The organism is Desulfobulbus alkaliphilus (genome assembly GCF_016918545.1).
GTDB classification, from domain to species: domain Bacteria; phylum Desulfobacterota; class Desulfobulbia; order Desulfobulbales; family Desulfobulbaceae; genus Desulfobulbus; species Desulfobulbus alkaliphilus.
Map to the genome: position 1 here is coordinate 39,021 of NZ_JAFFQC010000001.1, position 20,593 is coordinate 59,613.

The following is a 20,593-nucleotide window of genomic DNA, read 5'->3' on the forward strand; positions in this document are numbered from 1 at the left end:
CCGCGGCCTCAAGCCGCCATGCCACAGCATTTTTTGTATTTCTTGCCCGATCCGCAGGGGCAGGGAGCATTTCGCCCGATTTTCTCTTCGCTTCGCTGTATCGGTTTCCGCTCTGCCTGCGCTACAGTCTCGCCGCCGCCTGTTTGTTTTGCCTGTTCAAGTTCACGTTCGCGCTGACGCCGTTGCTCTTCCTCCATGCGGGCCAGTTCGTCATCACGGACAATCTGGATACGCATGAGGTTGGCAACGGTGTGTTGCTTGACGGCTTCCACCATGGCGCGGAAGAGATTGAACCCTTCGCGCTTGTATTCGATCAGTGGATTTTTCTGGCCGTACCCGCGCAGCCCAATGCCCTCTTTGAGATGATCCATCTGGAGAAGATGATCCTTCCACAGGGTATCCACCATCTGCAACATGACCATGCGCTCGAGCTGGCGCATCTGTTCAACCCCATTGCGCTCTTCCTGACGGGTATACCCCTGCTGGACGACGGCCAACAGTTTTTCGGTGAAGGTGTCGGCACTTAACTCCTGGCGATCCTCATCGCTCCAATCGAGTTTGAGGTTGAAGAGCTGCCCGATCCGTTCCTCCAACCCCGGCCAGTCCCACTCCTCGGAGGTCGTTTTCTCAACGGCATACTCGGCCGCCACCACCTGAACCAGGTCAGAGATCATGTCATCGATGATCGGCCGGACAGTCTCGCTGGCCAGGACCTCACGGCGCTGGCCATAGATCACCTCCCGCTGTTTGTTCATGACATCGTCATAATCCAGCAGGTGCTTGCGGATATCGAAGTTATGCCCCTCCACCTTGCGCTGGGCGTTCTCAATGGCTTTGGAAACCATGGAATGCTCGATGGGCTCATCTTCCTCCATGCCCAGTTTATCCATGATCCCGGTCAACCGGTCGGAACCGAAGATACGCAGCAGGTCATCCTCCAGGGACATGTAAAAACGGGAGGACCCCGGGTCACCCTGCCGGCCGGAACGACCGCGCAACTGATTATCGATGCGGCGGCTGTCATGCCTTCCGGTGCCGAGAATATGCAGCCCGCCCAATTCCCGCACCCCTTCTCCCAGCTTGATGTCGGTGCCGCGGCCCGCCATGTTGGTGGCGATGGTCACCCGTCCCTTCTGGCCGGCGCCGGCAACGATTTCCGCCTCCCGATCATGCTGTTTGGCATTGAGTACGTCATGGGCGATTCCTTCCTTGCTCAGGAATTTGGAAATTTTCTCGGAGATGTCGATGGAAATCGTGCCAACGAGAATTGGTTGGCCTTTTGCGTTGAGTTCTTTGATTTCCTCAACAATATTACGGTATTTGGCTTGCTGATTCTTGTAGATGACATCGGGAAAATCCAACCGGATCATCTTCTTATGGGTGGGGATAACCACGACTTCAAGGTTGTAGATCTTCTTGAACTCCGCTGCTTCGGTATCCGCGGTCCCGGTCATGCCGGAGAGTTTTTCATACATACGGAAGTAGTTCTGGAAGGTGATCGAAGCCAGGGTCTGGTTTTCTTTTTCGATCTTGACTCCTTCCTTGGCCTCCAGCGCCTGATGGAGCCCATCGGAATAGCGCCGACCTTCCATGGTCCGACCGGTGAACTCGTCGACAATGACCACAGTTCCATTTTTGACAATGTAATCAACATCACGCTGAAAAATGAAATGGGCCTTCAATGCCTGATTGATATGGTGCAGCTGATTGATACTGCTGGGATCATAGAGGTTCTCGACCTCAAGTAACTCCTCGCCAAGAGCCACTCCCGCATCGGTGAGCAGGATCTGCCGGGACTTTTCGTCCTTGGTGAAGTGTTCCTCGGGCTTGAAGTGACGCATGATCCGATCAACCTTGTGATACATATCCGTGCTCATTTCCGCCGGGCCGGAGATGATCAGCGGGGTGCGGGCCTCATCGATGAGGATGGAATCGACCTCATCGACGATAGCGTAATGAAAACCGCGCTGGCAAAAATCCTCGATTGAAAATTTCATGTTATCGCGGAGGTAGTCGAAGCCGAACTCGTTATTGGTACCGTAGGTGATGTCGGCCCGATACGCTTCCTGCCGCTCGGCATCATTCATTCCGTGGAGGATACAGCTGGTAGTGAGCCCAAGAAAACGATACACTTCGCCCATCCAGTTGACATCGCGATTAGCCAGATAGTCATTGACGGTGATCACATGCACACCCTTTCCAATGAGGGCATTGAGATAGACCGGAGCCGTTGAAGTCAGGGTCTTCCCTTCACCGGTCTTCATCTCGGCGATCTTGCCTTGATGGAGGACAATGCCGCCAACCATTTGCACATCGTAATGCCGTTCTCCAAGCACTCGCTTGGCAGCCTCGCGCACAACGGCAAACGCCTCGGGCAGCAAGTCATCCAGACTCGCTCCCTGGGCCAGCCGTTCCTTGAACTCAACGGTCTTGCCGGCCAGTTCAGTATCGGAAAGCGGTGCTATTGTGGCTTCAAGCCCGTTGATAACCTGAACGGTCCGGTGGTATTGCTTGAGCATTCTTTCATTTCTACTGCCGAAAAGTCTGGCAAATATTCCGCCTGGCATTCTGTATCTCCCTCCGAGGATTGCACATCTCTCGGGTCTATTGAAAAAATTGGTTCAGTTTCAGCGAATCGTTCCCGCATCAGGAAGGTGATGAGGCCCTGCGGATAAGGGCATCCTCATCGCAATCGGGAAATTTTGAGCAGTGCAGGCAATCGCTCCAAATCTTGTGGGGCAGTTCCTGTTTGTCACAATCCACAAAACCAAACCTCCGGAAAAAAGCAGCCTGGTAGGTGAGGACAAAGACATTGTCAATCTCGAGGCTTCTGGCCTCGTCCAGACAGGATTCGACCAGCTGCGCGCCGATACCGCGTTTCTGCTGTGTTTCAGATACCGCCAGCGAGCGGATCTCAGCAAGATTGTCCCAACAGATATGCAGTGCGCAAATTCCCAGTATAGAGCCATCTTCCTCGTAGACAACAAAATCACGTAAATGATCGTAAAGAGAGCTGATGGATCGGGGTAGCATCAGCCCCCTGGCGGCAAACAAAGTCAACAGACCATGGATGGCCCGGACATCACCCATCCGCCCGGGACGAATCCGACCGGAACTTTTCTGCTGCGGAAAATCGACCATAGCCACCTCAAACCGTTCATCGGTTGCAAGTCAAAACAACGCTTCATAAGCACAGACAGACTGGCGGACTGCAGTGATCCCTGCACAACTGCCTGACCGTCCGTGGATGGGGGGCGGGAACGGATACCATGAAAACGATATCATGCCCGGTTACCTTGCCAGGTGTCGGTATGGAAACGGGATATTCTGCATTGAATCGAGGCTCGCTGGTGAAGGCAACCGTGGGTGTGTCCATATTTTTTCAAGGAGGACATTTGACAGCGCACCAGGGAGCAGGAGAAAAAAACGTTTCCGGTTGGGCACCACATCAGATGCCACCTGACCCTGCAACTGCCTGGTATATCTGTACGCAGAAAGGGGCTGAGATTCTGTTGGTTTCACCAGTGGCTCAGGAAACGGGGCCTTCCCTGCCAGGAACGAGGCCGGACTGACAGTAGTGGGTTCCTGCTCTACGGACATGGTCGATTGCGCTGTTGGCTGAAGACATGCCGACCGTGGTACGGCTCTTCCCGGCCCCACCTGCCTCACCGGTCGGGGGAAAAATGACCTGACCCGCCCACATGCCCAGGAGAAACATCCACAGAAACAAACAAAAACAAACCACCAGCAGGCCAAACATCCCCCCCCAGCCCAACTCCAGGCGAAATGCTTTGGTTTTCCTGGTCTTAGCGGCAGTTTTTTTTTTCATACCTTTCATCGGACCGCAAGCATGGCGTCATGATCCGCATGATCCCTTTCCCTGCTCATTCTCCTGGGTCCGTGAGCGATCGTCCATGCGGTATTATCAAGGATTCCGCTGCAGTTGCAATCTGAGTACAGCTGGATATATCCTCTTTTCATGTCCCACTAAACCAGCGGCTCCCTTGCCCGGCACGCCTCGATTGAGAACAGAATATCTCGTATCTGCACAAGCGTTAAATCAAAAATTATAAATACTTCCCTGGGGAAAGCAAGCGTTGCCTATTAAAAAACATTGTAAAGCGACTTTTCAGCAAACAGTCACGGACGACAAAGCGGACCCAGGAAGAACCAGCACGAATCCTGATAAAGAACTGCCTGGATCCGTGAGCGTTCTCCGTGCGAACCGAAGGGCATGAGTACGCGGCCCGTTGTTGTTGCGCCTACATACGTTCCGGAGCGGAGATACCTAAAACCTGGAGACCATTGTGAAAAACCTGCTGCAAGGCCCCGCAGAGGACAAGGCGAGCCCGGCTTAATTCAGGATCGTCACCGAGGACCTTGTGTTTATTGTAGAAGCCGTGAAATCGGGCCGCCAGATCCATCAGGTAAAATATGACCCGATGAGGCTCCAGATCGGTCGCGGCGCCGGCAACCATGCGGGGGTAATCGGCCAGGGTTTTCAGCAGCGCATACTCCTCGTTTTCGCGCAGACGATTCAGGGCCGCATCCTGGGGGGTCATGCCGCTGATCCCCAGTTCACTGGCCTGTCTTGCAATGCTGCATAACCGGGCATGGGCATACTGAACATAGTAGACCGGGTTTTCCTGGCTTTGTTTTTTGGCCAGATCGAGATCAAACTCGATCAGGTTGTCAGGTTTGCGCATGAGGAAAAAAAAGCGGAGAGCATCGGCACCCACCTCGTCCACCAGCTCGTCAACGGTGACAAAGGTTGCCTTGCGGGTTGACATCTTCACCTGCTTGCCGTCTCGCAGGAGGGTGACAAACTGATAGAGGATCACGGTGATCCGCTTGTCATCATACCCCAGGGCCTGAACTCCGGCGAGGACATCGGGGACGGTGGCAATATGATCGGAACCGAAGACATTGATCATCCAATCATACCCACGGTGAAATTTGTCACGGTGGTAGGCGATGTCCGGCAGCCGGTACGTGGGCTCACCACTGCTCTTGACAATCACCCGATCCTGTTCCTGGCCGAATGCAGTGGTCTTGAACCAGAGGGCACCCTCTTGCTCATAGACCAGATTTTTTGCCCGCAAATCCTCAATCACCGCATCGACGCGGCCATCCTCGTAAAGGGTATGTTCATTGAAATAAGTATCAAATTCGATACCGATCCGTTTGAGAGTTGCGTCGATATCGGCAAATATGGACTGCTGCGCCCGCTGGGTGAAGACGGCTGTGTCCGCATCCTGCAGACAATCCCGGCCTGATGCTATCATCTCCCGGGCAATATCGTATATATAATCTCCCTGGTAGCCGTCTTCGGGAAACTGGTTGGGCAGATCGAGGAGTTCCAGATAGCGTGCCCGGGTGGACTCGCCCAGAACCCGCATCTGACGGCCGGCATCGTTAAAATAATATTCGCGTTGGACCGTATATCCACAGGTTTCAAGAATCCGGGCGATGGCGTCGCCAAGCACGGCGTTGCGGCCGTGACCGACACTCAAGGGACCCGTGGGATTGGCACTGACAAACTCGACCAGTACCTTGCGACCGTTGCCCATGCTGCTGCAACCATACCCCTCGCCCTGCTCGAAAATCGGCTCAAGCACCGTCGCCCACACCGACTTGTCGAGAAAAAGGTTGATGAAACCGGGCCCGGCAATTTCCACTCGTTCCAGCATTGGATCATTACGCAATAGACCAGCGAAGCGATCAGCCAGTTCCCGTGGTGTACAGGCATCGATTCCGGCAGCCACCAGGGCGAAGTTGGTGGAAAAATCGCCCTGTCCCTCGCGCTTGGGAACCTCAAGGGCATAGCGGCCTTCAGCGGCGGCACTCCAGTATCCCAGCTGAACGCCCTCGGCAAAACAGCGATCAACGATTCCCTTGACTTGCGACTTTATCATAATGAAAACAGATGCATTAAAAAGAAAGGTAAACGCTCACAGATGGGGGCATCTGTGAGGGCTTGCACCAGAGAAACGTGGTAAACCCCACAGCTCCAACCCCGTGATTGGTACTACAAGTGTTCGACCAAAAAAAAGACCCTGAATCCAACGTTGCCACATCAGTCAGGCATGGTGCTTATTCCACCAACACTCTGTTATTGAGATTGCCGAACAAACAAAGCACTTCGTAACTGATGGTCCCCATCCAATCGGCGACATCGTCGGCGGTTATCTCGTCGTCACCCTGACGACCGAGTAACACCACCTCATCGCCAACCTCCACATCTTCCAACCCGGTAACATCGATCAGGGTCAGATTCATGGACACTCGTCCAACCACCGGAGCCCGATGACCTCGGATAAGAACCTGGGCAGTGTTTGACAGACTGCGCAGGTAACCGGCCCCGTATCCCACAGGTAGAACCGCTATGGTCGACGGTCGAGAGGTGGTGAACAGATGACTGTAGCCGAGACCATGCCCGGCGGGAATCCGCCGCAGTTGGATGACCTGGGTGGTGAAACGCATGGCGGGGCGCAGAAGCGGCAAGGAGGCTGCCTTGCGGCCGGCATGGCCGTCCGGATAACAACCATATAGAGCTAATCCCAGGCGAACCATGTTGAAGCGGGATCCGGCAACATAGAACAATCCGCCGGAGTTGGCAAGATGAAGGCAACATTTCCCGGGTGCAAGTATATCGAGGGCCGCGGTGGTCTCGCGAAATATATGCAGCACCTCCCAGGAATTTAGGGATCCGGGGTCATCAGCCATGGGAAAATGTGCCATAACTCCATCGATGCGCAGGTTGGCATGCGCCTGTACCCTTTGGACCAGGGAGAGAAAATCACCGGGCAAGGTTCCCTGACGCCCCATACCAGCGTCCATTTTCAAGTGCACCCCTACCTTTACCCCTGTTTCTTCAGCTAAACGGGAAAATTCGCCAAGGTTGGTGGCATCGGTGATTACCGGTGTTAAATTGGCATCCAGCATGACCGGCAGGCTCTGGGGGAGACTTCCCACCAGAACAAAAACCGGCAGCGTCAACCCGGCCTGCCGCAGTCGCAGCCCCTCCACTGCTTCGGCAACACCGAGTGCGGCGGCTCCCTGTTCAGCAAAAATGCGGGCACAGGAGATCATGCCATGACCATAGCCGTCGGCTTTGACCATGACCATGATATCCGCTTCTCCGGCCAGGCGCCGACACAGATGAAAATTGTGGACCAGCGCACCGCGGCTGATTTCGACCCGATTAAGCGAGTTCATCATTCCTGAGCAGTCTGTACCAATGATACCAGCCATATCGACTGGACAAACACAAGGCCCAGCCAATCGAACAATACAGGATCCCGAGACTGTTTCCTGACTGAGGTATCTGTCGGAAAAGATACCCGGCGGAAATCATCAACGCCACCACTATCCAGGTTTTCCAGGAATACACAGCGCCAAGACACGTGTTTTCCTTGAAATGGAGTATCCGAAGAATCGATTTTTGCGCGGTAGCATCCAGAATACACAGTGATTTCAGAGTGCCAAGGCAACCAGCGATCACAACCACGAGGAAACTGTGGTCCGAATCAATCCAGGCCCAACCACGGATCATGAGCAGACAGCCAACTGTGGTCCAGAGAAACGGTGCGGCAAAAAGGTGCACCAGCCTTGATACGCCTGGTTTGAACGGATCGTTCACCAACTTCGTTCCCTCAACGGCCGGGACAGGCTCCTGCCCTTCTGGCGTTCCGGCATGGTTCACGAGCATTCCATGGAGAGTCAAACAGACCTTGTGGGTCCTGGCCTGAAAAAGGACAGCTCATTGACCTTGGCATAAAACCACCCTGAATGCAGAGCGGCTGAACTCCTATTCATTGCCCATCCGCCAACGGCAATAATCAACTCTAAGCCCGCGGGTGCTCTTCTCGGCACACCTTCAAGCAGAGCAAAGCATCTCCCTGAATCCGTGACGGCTGGACGCTTGTTTTGGGTATATCTTGCTGTCATTATATTATAATTGCAGTGGACCCCTTGATCCTCTTAAAACAAGTTAAGCCCATCCCTCAAAGGGATGGGCTTATTGATTGATTCTCGACCGAAGAACGAGTCCGGTATGTTACATCTCAGTGACGGTCACCGCGCCTTCCGGACAGACCTCGACACAGGTCTCGCACCCCAGACACTCGTCGGCGTTGACCGGCTCGGCCTTGCCGTCCTGCATTTCAAAAACCTGGGTAGGACAGGCGTTGACACATTCTTCATCGCCGGAACATTTATCTTTATCAACAACGATTTCCCACATGGCACAACCTCCAGAATAAAAAAAAATAAGAACTGCAATACGGTCTATTCCTGCCGTGGCAGGAAGGGACAAGACTACCTAAAAGTCGTTTTCCTTTATAGGACAGCCCATGGTTTGTCAAGACAAATTATTGTGCGCACCCACCCGCGGAGGTACGCCCATTCCCGGCCAACGCTCACCGGAAGCGAACAACAGACAGTAAAGGCGCACCATGATTCTGCACAGTTGCCAGAAACCGGGTGACATTGATCTTCATAACTCGGGTCAAATGAAAAAACACAAGAGGCCGGCTGTCACGGATCCATAACCAGGCAAAGAATCGGGCGTGCACAGTGCATGCGATGACGACTGCAAAAAGGGCAGAGCAGGATAATAGTTTGCAAATTTTTATTTGATCTTGCCGCAAACAAAGGTACAAATAAGCTGACAAATACTCTTCAGCAAAGGTGACACAGTATTATGGCAAAAAAATTTATCCCTCCCGCCGCCTCACCCGAGAAAGGTGAACAAGCCATGGTCGAAGGCATCCTTGAAGGCAGTCCGGATGCCGTCGGCGTGGCGGTGATCCGCCTGGATTGCGGATGCCGAAAAATGGCGGCGATCAATCAATCAGGAGAACCCGCCAGCAAGATCATCATGTATCGGGATAACGCGGAATCCATCTGTGAACAATGTCAGAATGACCACGGCGATTACTTTCGGGTGAGCAATCAGTTCATCAGTTGGAAAACACCGGAACCCGACCAATACACCAAAGAGATGATCATAGCCAAGGTTCTTGGCAGTCAGGGGTAACCCGTGCCTCTTCAGTAACGGCTCTGGCCCCTACTCCTCTGTCCCACTGGACACTATCCTCTTTCTGAACTCGTGACGCATGGACGAACGCTCACGGATCCAGGTCACCATGCTTCCTCTCTATCCTCAAAGCACTCCTCCCAGCCTGTCGCTCAGGCCTGCACTGCATCCGCTTTTCAAACAGGTTCAGGAAGGAATCTCCGAATTCACCTTTGCCAATCTGTATCTGTTCCGCCGAACACATCAATACACCTTATCGATGCTGAGCGACGGTACCGTGGTCATTCTGGGACGTGACGACCGGGTCTCCTTTTTCATGCTGCCTTTCGGCCTTCCTCAACAAGGGCTGCTGGACCGCCTCTTCACTGATCATCTGCTCATGAAATCAGCCACTGTCCTCCAGGCAGAAATGTTGCACAGCCTGGGTTATCCAGTGCGGGAGGATCGAGACAACTTTGATTATCTCTATCAGCGACAGGACCTGGCCGCATTGGCTGGCCGCAATTATCACAAAAAACGTAACCTCGTCAAAACCTTTGTCCAATCATACCCATATGCAGCTCTGCCGCTGCGAGAGGAATACCGTGGTGAAGCCTTGAGCGTTCTCGATGCTTGGCGCCGGGAAACCGGGCAGACTGGTGATTACGAGGCAGCCCGTGAAGGGTTGGAAAAGATGGAGGAGTTACAGCTTTGCGGTGGACTCTACCGGGTGGCGGAGCGACCCGTTGCCTATGTCCTGGGAGAAGAATCGGCCGATGGCACCTGTTTTGTCATTCATTTTGAAAAAGCGCTGGCCGGGTTCAAGGGATTATACCAGTTCATCAACCAGTCATTTGCCGGTGTTCTGCCGGAAATCTATACCACCATCAATCGGGAGCAGGATCTGGGCGATCAGGGATTACGACAGGCCAAGCTCAGCTACAGACCATCCGGATTCATTAAAAAATTTCTGGCGCGTGCGCAGGATTCGACTTTTCCGGATTCTGCCCGGTAACGGCGGGAAAGGGCTGAAAACACCAATAGCCGGCACCTGGCCGGCTATTGGTGTTTTCTCCAATGAGAGAACTGTTCAGTTGACCGCGTCCGTCAGCTTACTGCCCGGCTTGAACTTGGCGACCGTTTTGGCGGGGATCTCGATGACCGCTCCGGTCCGCGGGTTTTTCGCCTTGCGCTCAGTGCGCTTGACTGTGGAAAAGGTTCCGAAACCGACCAGCGTGACCTTGTCTCCCTTGGACAGGGCATCGGATACAGCGATAAGCATTCCATTCAGCGCCTTCTCGGCAGCAGCCTTACTGATTTCCGCAGCCTCCGCCATGAACTCAACCAGTTCCTTCTTATTCATTCTTCCCTCCCAATGGTTTTAACATTGCCTGTAACAGTCAGGCCAGTTCCTGACGCGGCTTCTTCCGATAACCTCGAAACTAAAATAAAAAAAAAAATCTTTGTCAAAGAAAAAACCATGCCTCTCTTTGCCTGGGCCTTGACCAGGGGCCGTTCCCGGTCTGAAAAAGAACCTCGGAAGCCGTCAGCGTCCCTCCAGGTCCAGCAACACTTTCCTCACCCCGTTGTTTCGCATAAAACGCAGAATGGAGAGCCTGATACCTGAATTGAGCAGAAGATCGAAATCCGATCCGGCGACCTCGACATGGACCACATCCTCGCAATCTTTGGCCAGCCGGACCCGACAACCAGTCAAGCCGAACTTTTCCATACCCTTTTCCCAGGCCTCAATCCGTCGAAGTCGCTGGCTGGTGATCATCATCCCCGAGGGGATCCTGGTCGCCAGGCAAGAGGAGGAAGGATGCTCCCAGTTGCTCAGTCCGAGACGACGACCGTATTCACGGGTATCGGCTTTACTGAAACCGGCTGCAACCAAGGGCATTTTCACCCCCAGTTCATGAATGGCGCGAAGTCCGGCACGCCTGTCCTTGAGGTCGTCGGCATTGGTCCCATCAAGCAGAAGAGAAAAACCCGCTTTTTCCATCCGCTGTCTGAACAATGTATAGATCCGGAGCTTACAGAGATAACAACGATCTTCGGAGTTGTTGACAAACTCCTTCCAGGCGAGGGGTTGCAGATCAACAACCTCCAACTCGACCCCTCTGGGATATCCGTTGTCGACCGGCCAGCTTTCTGCCCGCTCGATTTCTCCTGATTTAAGCAGTTCGGACCGGCCAAAAAGAGGGAGGACATTGCCTGCCCCCAGGGTATCGAGGGCGCACTTCACCAGCAGTGAGCTGTCAATACCACCGGAAAAAGCAATTGCCACCCGCCGGTACCCCTGTAATATGGAGCGTAACCGTTGAGCTTTATCATCAAGATGCAAGCAGCAGTACCTCCTGTCGCGGCCCAAATGGCTCGACTGGTCTCGAATGCATGGATCGCCTTGCCTCCGACCGAGGCATGGATCGGATCCTTTTCCTGTATACACCAGACCGGACGAATCCTGCAAGCAGCAGGAATAAGGATCGGGCTGGACAGGGCAATCAAAGCTGACGCGTGGACGAACGCCCCCGAAGAGCGGTGGTGAAAGGTCGTATCAAGGATGCCACTGCTTATCATCTGATTACAGCAGGATATATCCAATACAAATGGCCAGCCGTCAGGATTCAGAGTTAAAAATTGCCGAGGTGAACCGCGCCATACAGCTCGACCAGAAATTTCTCCGTAGCTGGAGACAGGGAGATGAATTCAGTACCGTATAAAGAAGTGTCAACATTTTTAACACGGACCTTTTCCTGTATGTGAAAATTTTTACCAATAGTGCAGTTGATGATCAACAGGTCGCCGACAGCATGCTCCACAGGAGTCTGCAACCGTGCTCCTCCCAGGCTGATGTCAACAATCGTGGCGGTACTGTTACGCAGAGTCGAGGTGTTATAACAGGCGGCAACGATTTCGCTATCCGTGATCTTGTTCCGCACGATGCGTTTGGACCGACGGCGTTCCTTGAACTCATAGGGGTATGCATCGACCTTGCCGCCGGATTGCTCCAAGTCGATGCTTCCCCCGGCCATCTGCATGAACAGCGGGATATCACTGCTTTTGATATGGTCCATGAACCAGGTATCAAGGAAAGTGGAGATTTCGGTCCCGGGATCTTTCTTATTGCGAAAGCTTAACTTGAATTTGCGGAACTGCTTGACAAGATCATAATGCTCAAGACTGTGGGACATTGATTGTTCGTGCAGGTGAAAGAGTTCCTCCTCTGCTTCGAAATGTCTGTAGACATAGTTTTCAAGGACATCAAAAAGCGTGTCAGCGACCCTTCTGTCCGCCGAGGCACGAGTGACGTTGTCAAGATCATGGATGAGATCAAAAATAATCTTGTGTTGATTGTCGATGATGCCGACCCCGACATTGAGGTCGGCGTCCCACGTTCTTCGTTTTTTCATCCTCACTCCCTGATTTGTATTGCTTCCGTGGGTTTTTTTCATCACACTGTCAAGCAGTTGCCGGAACCGGTCCGGCCTTGCACCCCCTGTTCAAGTACAAGGCGCGTGATGACCCAATCAGCCGTTCATTGCAGTTAATCCTGGAAAAGTGTAAAGAACCTGGCTGCAAATGTCAAAAAAGAACCAACGGGCCTGATCTCTGCTCATGCGAATTAGCTTGAAAAATCCGTTTACTCTCTTTAATGAAACAAACGGAGAAGAAATAGGGTCCTCCCGCCCGAACGGTCACCCTGGACTCGTTCACCGGAGGGGTGAAATTGCGCTGTTTGTCATGCCCCTCGTAAGCGGTCAAAGGACATCAGATTTATCCAGACCCTGGATCCTTAATCGTGCGGACGTACGCCCCGAAGGGGCTGGTGATATTTATTACCAAGGATTTCGCTACAATTAAAAAATAATTACAGCAAGATATATCCAAAACAAGCGTCCAGCCGTCATGGATTCAAGTAGACGCGACTGTCAGCCAGAGCCCCTCACTACCGGCAGTCGTACCAGTGCAACAATGGGCACAGGTGATCAATTACCTCACCCTTGATCAAAGGAGATGTTGTATGCGGGAAGAAATCCGAAAGGTCCTTCGGGACGTAGCCGGAGGCAGTGGCAGGATCACCGTGCTGACGGGTGCCGGAATCTCGGCGGAAAGCGGAATTCCCACCTTTCGCGGCCCTGAAGGCTACTGGACAGTGGGGTCCAAAGTGTACCATCCCCAGGAAATGGCCACATTCGCAATGTTTACCTACCAGCCGGACGAAGTCTGGAAATGGTATCTGTACCGCATGGGGGTCTGTCGGCGAGCGAACCCCAACCCCGGCCATTTCGCCCTGGTGAACATGGAAGAGCGGTTTGGCGACCGCTTCACCCTTGTCACCCAGAATATCGACGGCCTGCACCTGCGCGCCGGCAACAGTCTGGCCCGCACGTACCAGATCCACGGTAATGTCGATTACATGCGCTGTTCCCTGGAATGCAGCGATGCCATCTATCCCATTCCGGCAGAGGTCGAGGCCAAGTCAAACGAAGAAAGCCTTACCGAAAGCGACCGGCATTATCTGCGCTGCCCCCTGTGCCAAGCGCAATCTCGACCCCACATCCTGCTTTTCGACGAATACTACAACGAACACCATTTCCACTTTTACAGCGCACTGAAGGCGGCGGAAGAAACTGCTCTGCTCATCGTGGTCGGCACCGCCGGTGCCACCAACCTGCCCAACCAGGTAGCCCGCCAAGTCTTCCAGCGCGGTGGTATTATCATCGATGTCAATATCGACACCAACCCCTTTGCCCAACTGGCGGAACGCAGCGGGCAGGGTTTCTTTATCCGGGAATCGAGTGCCACGGCCTTGCCCGCCATGCTCGATGCCATGACCGCAGACATCTGAATCCATGACGGCTGGACTCAGGGTCCTGGATCCGTGAGCGTATATCCACAGCAAGAGTCCAACCGTCACGGATTCAGGTTTTCTCCTGAGAGTCGGGCAAACAGATCCCAATACCACCGGCGTATCCGGGTGGACCACAGGCTCAACTCCTCATGGCTTCGTGCCAGCAGATAGTACATCGATGGCACCACCACCAGGGTGAGGAAGGTGGCGATCACCAGGCCAAAAACCACCACAACCGCCATGGAACGCCACCACAAGCTGGATTCGCTCACCCAGGAAATGGCCATGATATGAAAATCATAGGACACACCGGTGATCATCGGTACCAATCCGAGAATAGTGGTCACGGCAGTAAGGAGCACCGGTCGCAGACGAGTGGCACCGGCCCTGACGACCGCTTCCTTGAGGGCAAAACCCCGGGCGCGGAGTTTGTTGGTGTAATCGATAAGGACAATAGCGTTGTTGACCACCACGCCTGCCAGGGAAATGACGCCCACACCAGTCATGATGATGCCGAAGGGTTGGCGAAACAGCATCAAACCCAGGAAGGCCCCGCCAAGAGACAGAAGCACCGAGGTCATGATCAAAAAGGGCTGGCTGACCGAGTTGAACTGCCCAACCAGGACCAGGAAGATGAGCAGTAAGGCAACAATGAAGGCCTTGGCAAGAAACTCCTCGGATTCCTGCTGAAACTCGAACTCGCCGGTGAAGGTGACCTTGTATCCCGGCGGCAGCGGCAGGGTTTCCAGCAACTTTTCGGCACTGGCCCTGGCCACCGGACCAGTTGTAATCGTTTCGTCGACATTGGCCTTGACCGTGACCACCCGCTCACTATTGATGCGAATGATATCACCGATGGAACCGGCAAAGCGAACCTCGGCCAGGGTGGAAAGGGGCACCAGATGGCCGCTGGGAGCGGGAATGATCAACTCATTGAGAACATCCATCACCTGGCGATTTTCCTCGGCCAGTTGCACGGTGATATCAAAGTCTTCGTTACCCTCCCGGAAGGTGGAGACATCCAGGCCGTTATAGGCGGTTTTCAGAGCGAAACCGATGCTGTCGGTGGTCAGGCCGAACAAAGCCGCTTTCTGACGGTCGACCCGTACCTGCACCGAGGGTGTTCCCTCGTTGAAATCATCGCGCACATCCTTGACATGGGGGATTTCAACGAGAATAGCCCGAATTCTTCTGGCGATCTCTCCCAGCACCGCAAAATCATCGCCGGCAATTTCTATGTTGATGGCTGCTCCGGTGGGCGGCCCCTGCTCTTCCATGGCCACAGTGATGATGCCACCGGGTATGGTCTGAATACGTTCGCGGATGGTCTCCACGGTACGATACGAGGATTCCAGACGATCCTGCAGATCGAGAAAACGGACGCCGACATGGTTGGGGGCGTTGGCCTCAAAACCTGAACCCGGTCCGGGGGAAACCACGCCTTTGGTGTAGACCATCTCGATATTTTCCAGGTCCCCGGGCCCCCTGAAGGGCACACCGGAGGCGTTGACACGATCCCTGGGCCGCAGGGTACGTTCATAATCGTCGCGGTCAAAGTCATCGGCAACCACCGTGCCGATATCAGCTCCGGCAACCGCCATTTCGACCCGACGCAAGACCTGGTCGATATACTCGAGATCCGCACCCTCCGGAGTTTCAACATTGACGTAAATCCCCTTGGGATCGATATCCGGAAAAAATTCCACCGGTTTCTCCAGTCCGATCACCAGCAGCCAGCCCTGCACCATAACCACCAGCAGCGCAAATGCCGACCCGATGACCGCCAGGGGCCTGGTGAGACAGAAACGCAGCAGACGATCGTAGTGGCGGAGAAGAAAGGTGTTGATAGCCACCGGACTTTCCACCGACAGTGCCGCGGATTGCCCTGACCGACCGGTATCCGGTCTCTGTTTCTCTTCCATGAACAGCGAGGCCAGGGCGGGGTTGATCACCAGGGCAACAAAGAGGCTGGAAGAAAGGGTCACAATCAGCGTCAAGGGGAGAAAACGCATGAATTCCCCCATGATCCCCGACCAGAAGAGCATGGGGACAAACGCGGAAAGAGTGGTCAGCGTGGAGCAGATGACGGGATAGGCCACCTCCGAGGTCGCTTTCATCGCCGCATCGACCCGTGAAGCCCCCTGCTCGATGAACCTGTGGATATTTTCGACAATGACAACAGCATTATCCACCAGCATACCCAGCCCCAGAGTCAGACTGAACAGGACCACCATGTTAAGGGTGATGCCCATGGCGTAGAGAACCGTGAAACTGATCAACATGGAAAAGGGAATGGCCAGGCTGACCAGAATGGCATTGCGCAGCCCCATGACAAAGAAAATGACCAGCAGGACCAGAACCAGACCGGAAAGGATATTGTTTTCCAGGTCCGCCACCATGATGTTGATGTCCTTGGCCTTGTCAAGAACCTTGGTGATTTCCGTGCCCTGGGGCCAGTTGGATCGTTGTATATCGATCACCCGATCAATTTCCCGGCTGATGGCAATGATATTCTCGCCGGTCCGTTTTTTCACCGCGATGTTCACCGCCTCGCGTCCGTTGAGCCGGGCACGGCTGGCTTCTTCCTTGAAGCTGTCCACCACCTGGGCGACATCCTTGAGATACACCGGCTGCCCCTGATGGGTACCAACCACCAGCCAGAAAATCTCTTCAGGGCTGGTGAATTCTCCTGGAACCCTGAGCAGGAACCGGCCAGCCCCGAGACGGAAGACACCGCCGGAAGTATTCAGATTTTCACGCTGCACCGCATCGCGAAGATCAATGAAGCTCAGGCCGTAATAACTGAGTTTTTCCGGCGAGACCTCCACCCGGATTTCCCGTTCCAGGCCGCCGGTGACATCGACTTCAAGAACACCGACAATCGCCTCGATCTCATCTTCGAGATCATCGGCAATTTTTTTGAGACAGGGCATCCCGCAGGTGCCGGACAGGGAGTAAATTACGATGGGCAGTTCGGAAAAATTGACCTCGAAGACCGAAGGATCTTCATCCAGGTCGGTGGGCAGGTCCCCCATGGCCTCGTCAACCTTGTCCTTGACATCCTGCAGGGCCTTGGAAATATCAGTCCCGGTGACAAACTCGATGTTAATGGAGGAATTACCCTCGGAACTGATGGACTGGATTTTTTTCAGGCCATCGAGCCCCTTGAGTTTATTCTCGATCTTAACGGTGACCCCGGTCTCGATATCCGGAGCCGAAACACCACGGTATTCGGTGGAGATAAAAACGTTGGGAATGGTGATATCCGGCTCACTCTCACGCGGCAGCACCAGATAACAGTAGGTCCCGAAAACAAGGATAAGGCACGCAAGCACCACCACGGCGATGCTGTTCTTGACAGCGGTATCGGAGATGATCATAGCAGGCGCTCGGTGGGATCGGTCATCACCTTGATGACATTGATCTGCTGCCCGTCCTCGACATCACGATGCCCCTCGACCACCACCCGGTCGCCGGGCTGCAGGCCCTCGACGATCTCCACCCGCCACTGCTCGATCACCCCGAGGCGAACCGGTTGCCTGCGCACTGTGTCATCTTCGGCAATAAAGACAAACTGCTCGTCATTGCGACTGATCACGCTGAAGAGCGGCACGCTCAGGGCGTCATCGATTCGACGTTTAACGATGCGGGCCCGGATAAACATACCGGGCAGGATTTCATAGTCGGGGTTTTCCAGGGCCAGTTCCAGCCGATAGAGATAGGCTCCGGAATCCGGGGCCGGGGCGAGAAAATGAGTTTTGCCGACCAGAGCCCTGTTCTTCAGTGCTTTGATATGGAGGCCGACTTCATCGATACGGCGGACCGCATCCACATCTGATTCAGGGATACCGACCACGGCCTTGAGCCGATCGATGCGCAATAATTCACCCAGAGGGTCACCGATACCGACAAACAGCCCGAGCTTGGCATCCAGGCGCTTGATGACCGCATCCATGGGCGCGGTGATAGTACAGCGGCTCAACCGCAGCCGGGCCTGCTCCATTTCCGCGGTGGCAAGCCGCAACCGAGTCTCGCTGGATTCCAGACCGGCGGTGGCTATGACCTTATCCCGATACATGGTTCGATTCCGCTCATAGTCGGCCACGGCCTGGGCATGGGCGGCCTCGGCGGCGTCAAGGGCAATACGATACTCATCGGGTTCAATAAGGGCCAGGACCTGACCGGCCTTGACAAAATCACCCTCCCGCACCTTGACCTCGACCAGAACCCCGCTTACCTGGGCCATGAGTTCGAGCCCCGCCCAGGGTTCAATGGTCCCCGGCAGGTTCATGGCATCCTCGATGGGCTCGGGTTGAACCTCGAGCAGCACTGCATTCACCAGCACCTTTTCCTCGACGCGGGCGGCTCTTCTTTCCTCCTCCAGGTCGATTTTTCGATTCTGCACTGCGCCCATGAGGACAAAAATGAGGAGAATCAGGAAGATCAGGATACAACGAGGCAGATTTCTCCACACCATCAACAAGAGTCTGTTTTTGAACGAAGGTCGGGCCAGTGGCCCGGAAGTGTCATTTTTCATGATCGGTTATCCATGGGTGTCCGGCAGGAAAGGAGATATTTTGTTCTGCCTCGCAGCGCGCCGGCAGATGATGTGCCCGCGGACTTGGAGTGAGGAATTTGGGAATAGAGGTAACAGTACCCTGAATCCGTGAGCGTTGGTCCGTGCGTCAGCTTCGTTGTTCGTGGCCGTTCGATGAAAGGACACTTCATCGGACGGGTACGGGTATTGAAGATGGCGTGCGGACGGATGCCCCGAAGGGCGGCTGTTGAAAGTTTTTCTCAAGGGTTTAGCTGCAATTATAGTATGATGACAGCAAGATATAGCCAAAACAAGCGTCCAGCCATCACGGATTCAGGCACCTGTCATTTTCGGACCGGGGCCAACCCTTGCAAAGCCTGCTCAAAAAGACTGTGCAGGGCCATGAGCACATCTTCTTCTGTGAGCAACCGCTTGGTAAACCAGGCTGACACCACCATGTTGTAGAGGCCGTAGAGGTGACCAAGGACCAGGGTGAGTTCGAGGTCACGCCGCAGTTCTCCCCTTGCCTGTGCCTGTTTGAGCAGAGGAATCAGCAAAGCGATGTACCGTTCATCGATTCTTCTCGATTCCTCCAGAGCAAAATCCTTGGGATAAAAGGTTTCCCGCATCAGGATCCGGCCAAACTCGGGGTTGTGAAAAATAAAGCGAAAATCTTCCCGGTAGATGGCCACCAGCCGTTCAAGTAAAGGCATGCCCGGGGTATCAGTCGCCAGAATAGTGGCACGGGTTATTTCCATCTGCTCTTCGCAGAAAGCGAGGAAAATCTCACTTTTTTTACGGAAATAGGAATACACGGTCCCCTTGCCGATCCCGGCAGCCCGGGCAAGATCGGCAATACTGGTCCGCTCGTAGCCTTTGGCGGTAAACAGGCGCACAGCCGCCTCGAGAATAGCGATCTTGGTTTTTCGTTTACGTTGCTCACGTTTTCCGGACATGTCACTCCCTCCTGAATCCGTGAGCGTTCGTCCGTGCGTCAGCTTCGTTGTTCGTGGCCGTTCGATTAATGGACACTTTATCGGACGGTTACGGGCAATGAAGATGGCGTGCGGACGGATGCCCCGAAGGGCGGCTGGTGAAATTCAGCACCAAGGATTCCGCTCCAATTAAAACATGATTACAGCAAGATAATATAAAACAAGAGTCCAGCCGTCACGGATTCAGGTCCCTGAAAAATTGACCCGAGTCGACTTTTTACCAGGCCCCACCCAGAGAAACAACAAGAAAAATCGACCACGGTCGATTTTTCTTGCGGAAATATCAGGATGGTGTTGACCTGACTACCGGTCCGGCTTATCTTGCTGGGAGCAAGCGTTCCGCTGGGGATAACAACACCCTTGAATCCATGAGCATCCCGAAGGGCGGCTGGTGCAAGGTGTTGCCAAGGATTTCGCTGCAATTACAAAATGAGTACAACAAGATAGAATAGATCCAAAACAAGAGTCCAGCCGTCACGGATTCAGGAACACAGCAAAGAGGCCGTATGGACATCAAAGGACTGCGCAAGGAATATTCGAGCCCGATTCTCAGCCGGGACATGCTCGACCCTGATCCCATTCGGCAATTTGCACGTTGGTTTGCCGATGCCAGTGCCTCGGACATGCTGGAACCCAATGCCATGTCTCTGGCCACGGCCGGTGTGGATGGTCAGCCCACCCTGCGGACCGTGTTGTTAAAATTTTTTGATCACAACGGTTTCGTCTTTTTCACCAACTATGGCAGCCGCAAGGCCAGGCAGATTGCCGCCAATCACCGGGTTGCGCTGCTCTTCTCCTGGATCAGACTGGAACGCCAGGTTGAAATCATCGGCAAGGCTGAAAAAGTCAGCAGCGTTGAATCGGCCCGCTATTTCGCCACCCGGCCCCGGGACAGCCAGATAGGCGCCTGGATTTCCCGCCAGAGTACGATTCTGAGTTCAAGAAAACTGCTGATGATGGAACTGGAAAAAATGAAAGTCAGATTTCTCCAGGGAGAAATTCCCCTGCCCGATTTCTGGGGAGGATACCGCGTCTATCCGACCAGCCTGGAATTCTGGCAGGGACAAACCAGTCGCCTCCATGATCGCTTTCTCTATACCCGGAGTGATGGGGACGGCTGGAATCTGCAACGACTGGCGCCCTGATGATCGCCTCGCCACCCCATTCAGCCAAGTCCACCTCCG

Annotated in this window: 16 protein-coding genes; 4 read left to right on the forward strand and 12 right to left on the reverse strand. The window is 54.1% G+C overall.

Annotated features, from left to right (window positions below; genetic code table 11):
* Positions 1-8: 8 nt before the first annotated feature.
* The 6 genes from secA to JWG43_RS00250 all read right to left on the reverse strand — a co-directional run bounded on the left by secA (position 9) and on the right by JWG43_RS00250 (position 8,245).
* The gene (gene secA / locus JWG43_RS00225) at positions 9-2,567 is read right to left on the reverse strand and encodes a preprotein translocase subunit SecA (protein WP_205240793.1); all 2,559 of its coding nucleotides are present in this window, start codon (positions 2,565-2,567) and stop codon (positions 9-11) included.
* Positions 2,568-2,646: 79 nt separating this feature from the next.
* Entirely contained in the window at positions 2,647-3,141 is a 495-nt protein-coding gene (locus JWG43_RS00230; protein WP_205240794.1) for an N-acetyltransferase, read from the reverse strand.
* 388 nt (positions 3,142-3,529) lie between these two features.
* The gene (locus JWG43_RS00235; RefSeq protein WP_205240795.1) at positions 3,530-3,829 is read right to left on the reverse strand and encodes a hypothetical protein; all 300 of its coding nucleotides are present in this window, start codon (positions 3,827-3,829) and stop codon (positions 3,530-3,532) included.
* 433 nt (positions 3,830-4,262) lie between these two features.
* On the reverse strand, positions 4,263-5,915 hold the full coding sequence (gene argS, locus JWG43_RS00240; RefSeq protein ID WP_205240796.1) for an arginine--tRNA ligase: 1,653 nt from the start codon (positions 5,913-5,915) through the stop codon (positions 4,263-4,265).
* A 178-nt stretch (positions 5,916-6,093) separates the two neighbouring features.
* Positions 6,094-7,221: an alanine racemase gene (gene alr, locus JWG43_RS00245; protein WP_240193281.1), complete on the reverse strand. Its 1,128-nt coding sequence runs from the start codon at positions 7,219-7,221 to the stop codon at positions 6,094-6,096.
* Positions 7,222-8,059: 838 nt separating this feature from the next.
* Positions 8,060-8,245 (reverse strand): ATP-binding protein, encoded by a 186-nt coding sequence (locus JWG43_RS00250; RefSeq protein WP_205240797.1) that lies wholly within the window; start codon positions 8,243-8,245, stop codon positions 8,060-8,062.
* Between the two features lie 459 nt (positions 8,246-8,704).
* Between JWG43_RS00250 and JWG43_RS00255 the strand changes: the two genes are divergently transcribed.
* On the forward strand, positions 8,705-9,040 hold the full coding sequence (locus JWG43_RS00255) for a hypothetical protein (RefSeq protein WP_205240798.1): 336 nt from the start codon (positions 8,705-8,707) through the stop codon (positions 9,038-9,040).
* A 79-nt stretch (positions 9,041-9,119) separates the two neighbouring features.
* Entirely contained in the window at positions 9,120-10,034 is a 915-nt protein-coding gene (locus JWG43_RS00260; protein WP_240193282.1) for a DUF2156 domain-containing protein, read from the forward strand.
* 75 nt (positions 10,035-10,109) lie between these two features.
* Here the strand turns inward: JWG43_RS00260 and JWG43_RS00265 are convergent, their stop codons facing one another.
* The 3 genes from JWG43_RS00265 to JWG43_RS00275 form a co-directional block, all read right to left on the reverse strand.
* A complete protein-coding gene (locus JWG43_RS00265; protein ID WP_205240799.1) occupies positions 10,110-10,382 on the reverse strand; it encodes an HU family DNA-binding protein in 273 nt (90 codons plus the stop codon).
* A 183-nt stretch (positions 10,383-10,565) separates the two neighbouring features.
* The gene (gene larE, locus JWG43_RS00270) at positions 10,566-11,366 is read right to left on the reverse strand and encodes an ATP-dependent sacrificial sulfur transferase LarE (protein ID WP_205240800.1); all 801 of its coding nucleotides are present in this window, start codon (positions 11,364-11,366) and stop codon (positions 10,566-10,568) included.
* A 289-nt stretch (positions 11,367-11,655) separates the two neighbouring features.
* A complete protein-coding gene (locus JWG43_RS00275) occupies positions 11,656-12,435 on the reverse strand; it encodes a hemerythrin domain-containing protein (protein ID WP_205240801.1) in 780 nt (259 codons plus the stop codon).
* A gap of 611 nt (positions 12,436-13,046) precedes the next feature.
* Between JWG43_RS00275 and JWG43_RS00280 the strand changes: the two genes are divergently transcribed.
* Positions 13,047-13,874, forward strand: a complete 828-nt coding sequence (locus tag JWG43_RS00280; protein WP_205240802.1) for an SIR2 family NAD-dependent protein deacylase — start codon at positions 13,047-13,049, stop codon at positions 13,872-13,874.
* A 65-nt stretch (positions 13,875-13,939) separates the two neighbouring features.
* Here the strand turns inward: JWG43_RS00280 and JWG43_RS00285 are convergent, their stop codons facing one another.
* The 3 genes from JWG43_RS00285 to JWG43_RS00295 form a co-directional block, all read right to left on the reverse strand.
* Positions 13,940-17,257: an efflux RND transporter permease subunit gene (locus JWG43_RS00285; RefSeq protein WP_205240803.1), complete on the reverse strand. Its 3,318-nt coding sequence runs from the start codon at positions 17,255-17,257 to the stop codon at positions 13,940-13,942.
* Entirely contained in the window at positions 17,254-18,414 is a 1,161-nt protein-coding gene (locus tag JWG43_RS00290; RefSeq protein ID WP_205240804.1) for an efflux RND transporter periplasmic adaptor subunit, read from the reverse strand. Before JWG43_RS00290 ends, JWG43_RS00285 begins: the two co-directional genes overlap by 4 nt.
* 344 nt (positions 18,415-18,758) lie before the next feature.
* Complete coding sequence (locus JWG43_RS00295) at positions 18,759-19,370, reverse strand: TetR/AcrR family transcriptional regulator (protein WP_205240805.1); 612 nt, start codon at positions 19,368-19,370, stop codon at positions 18,759-18,761.
* A gap of 545 nt (positions 19,371-19,915) precedes the next feature.
* Between JWG43_RS00295 and pdxH the strand changes: the two genes are divergently transcribed.
* On the forward strand, positions 19,916-20,554 hold the full coding sequence (gene pdxH / locus JWG43_RS00300; protein ID WP_205240806.1) for a pyridoxamine 5'-phosphate oxidase: 639 nt from the start codon (positions 19,916-19,918) through the stop codon (positions 20,552-20,554).
* Positions 20,555-20,593 lie beyond the last annotated feature (39 nt).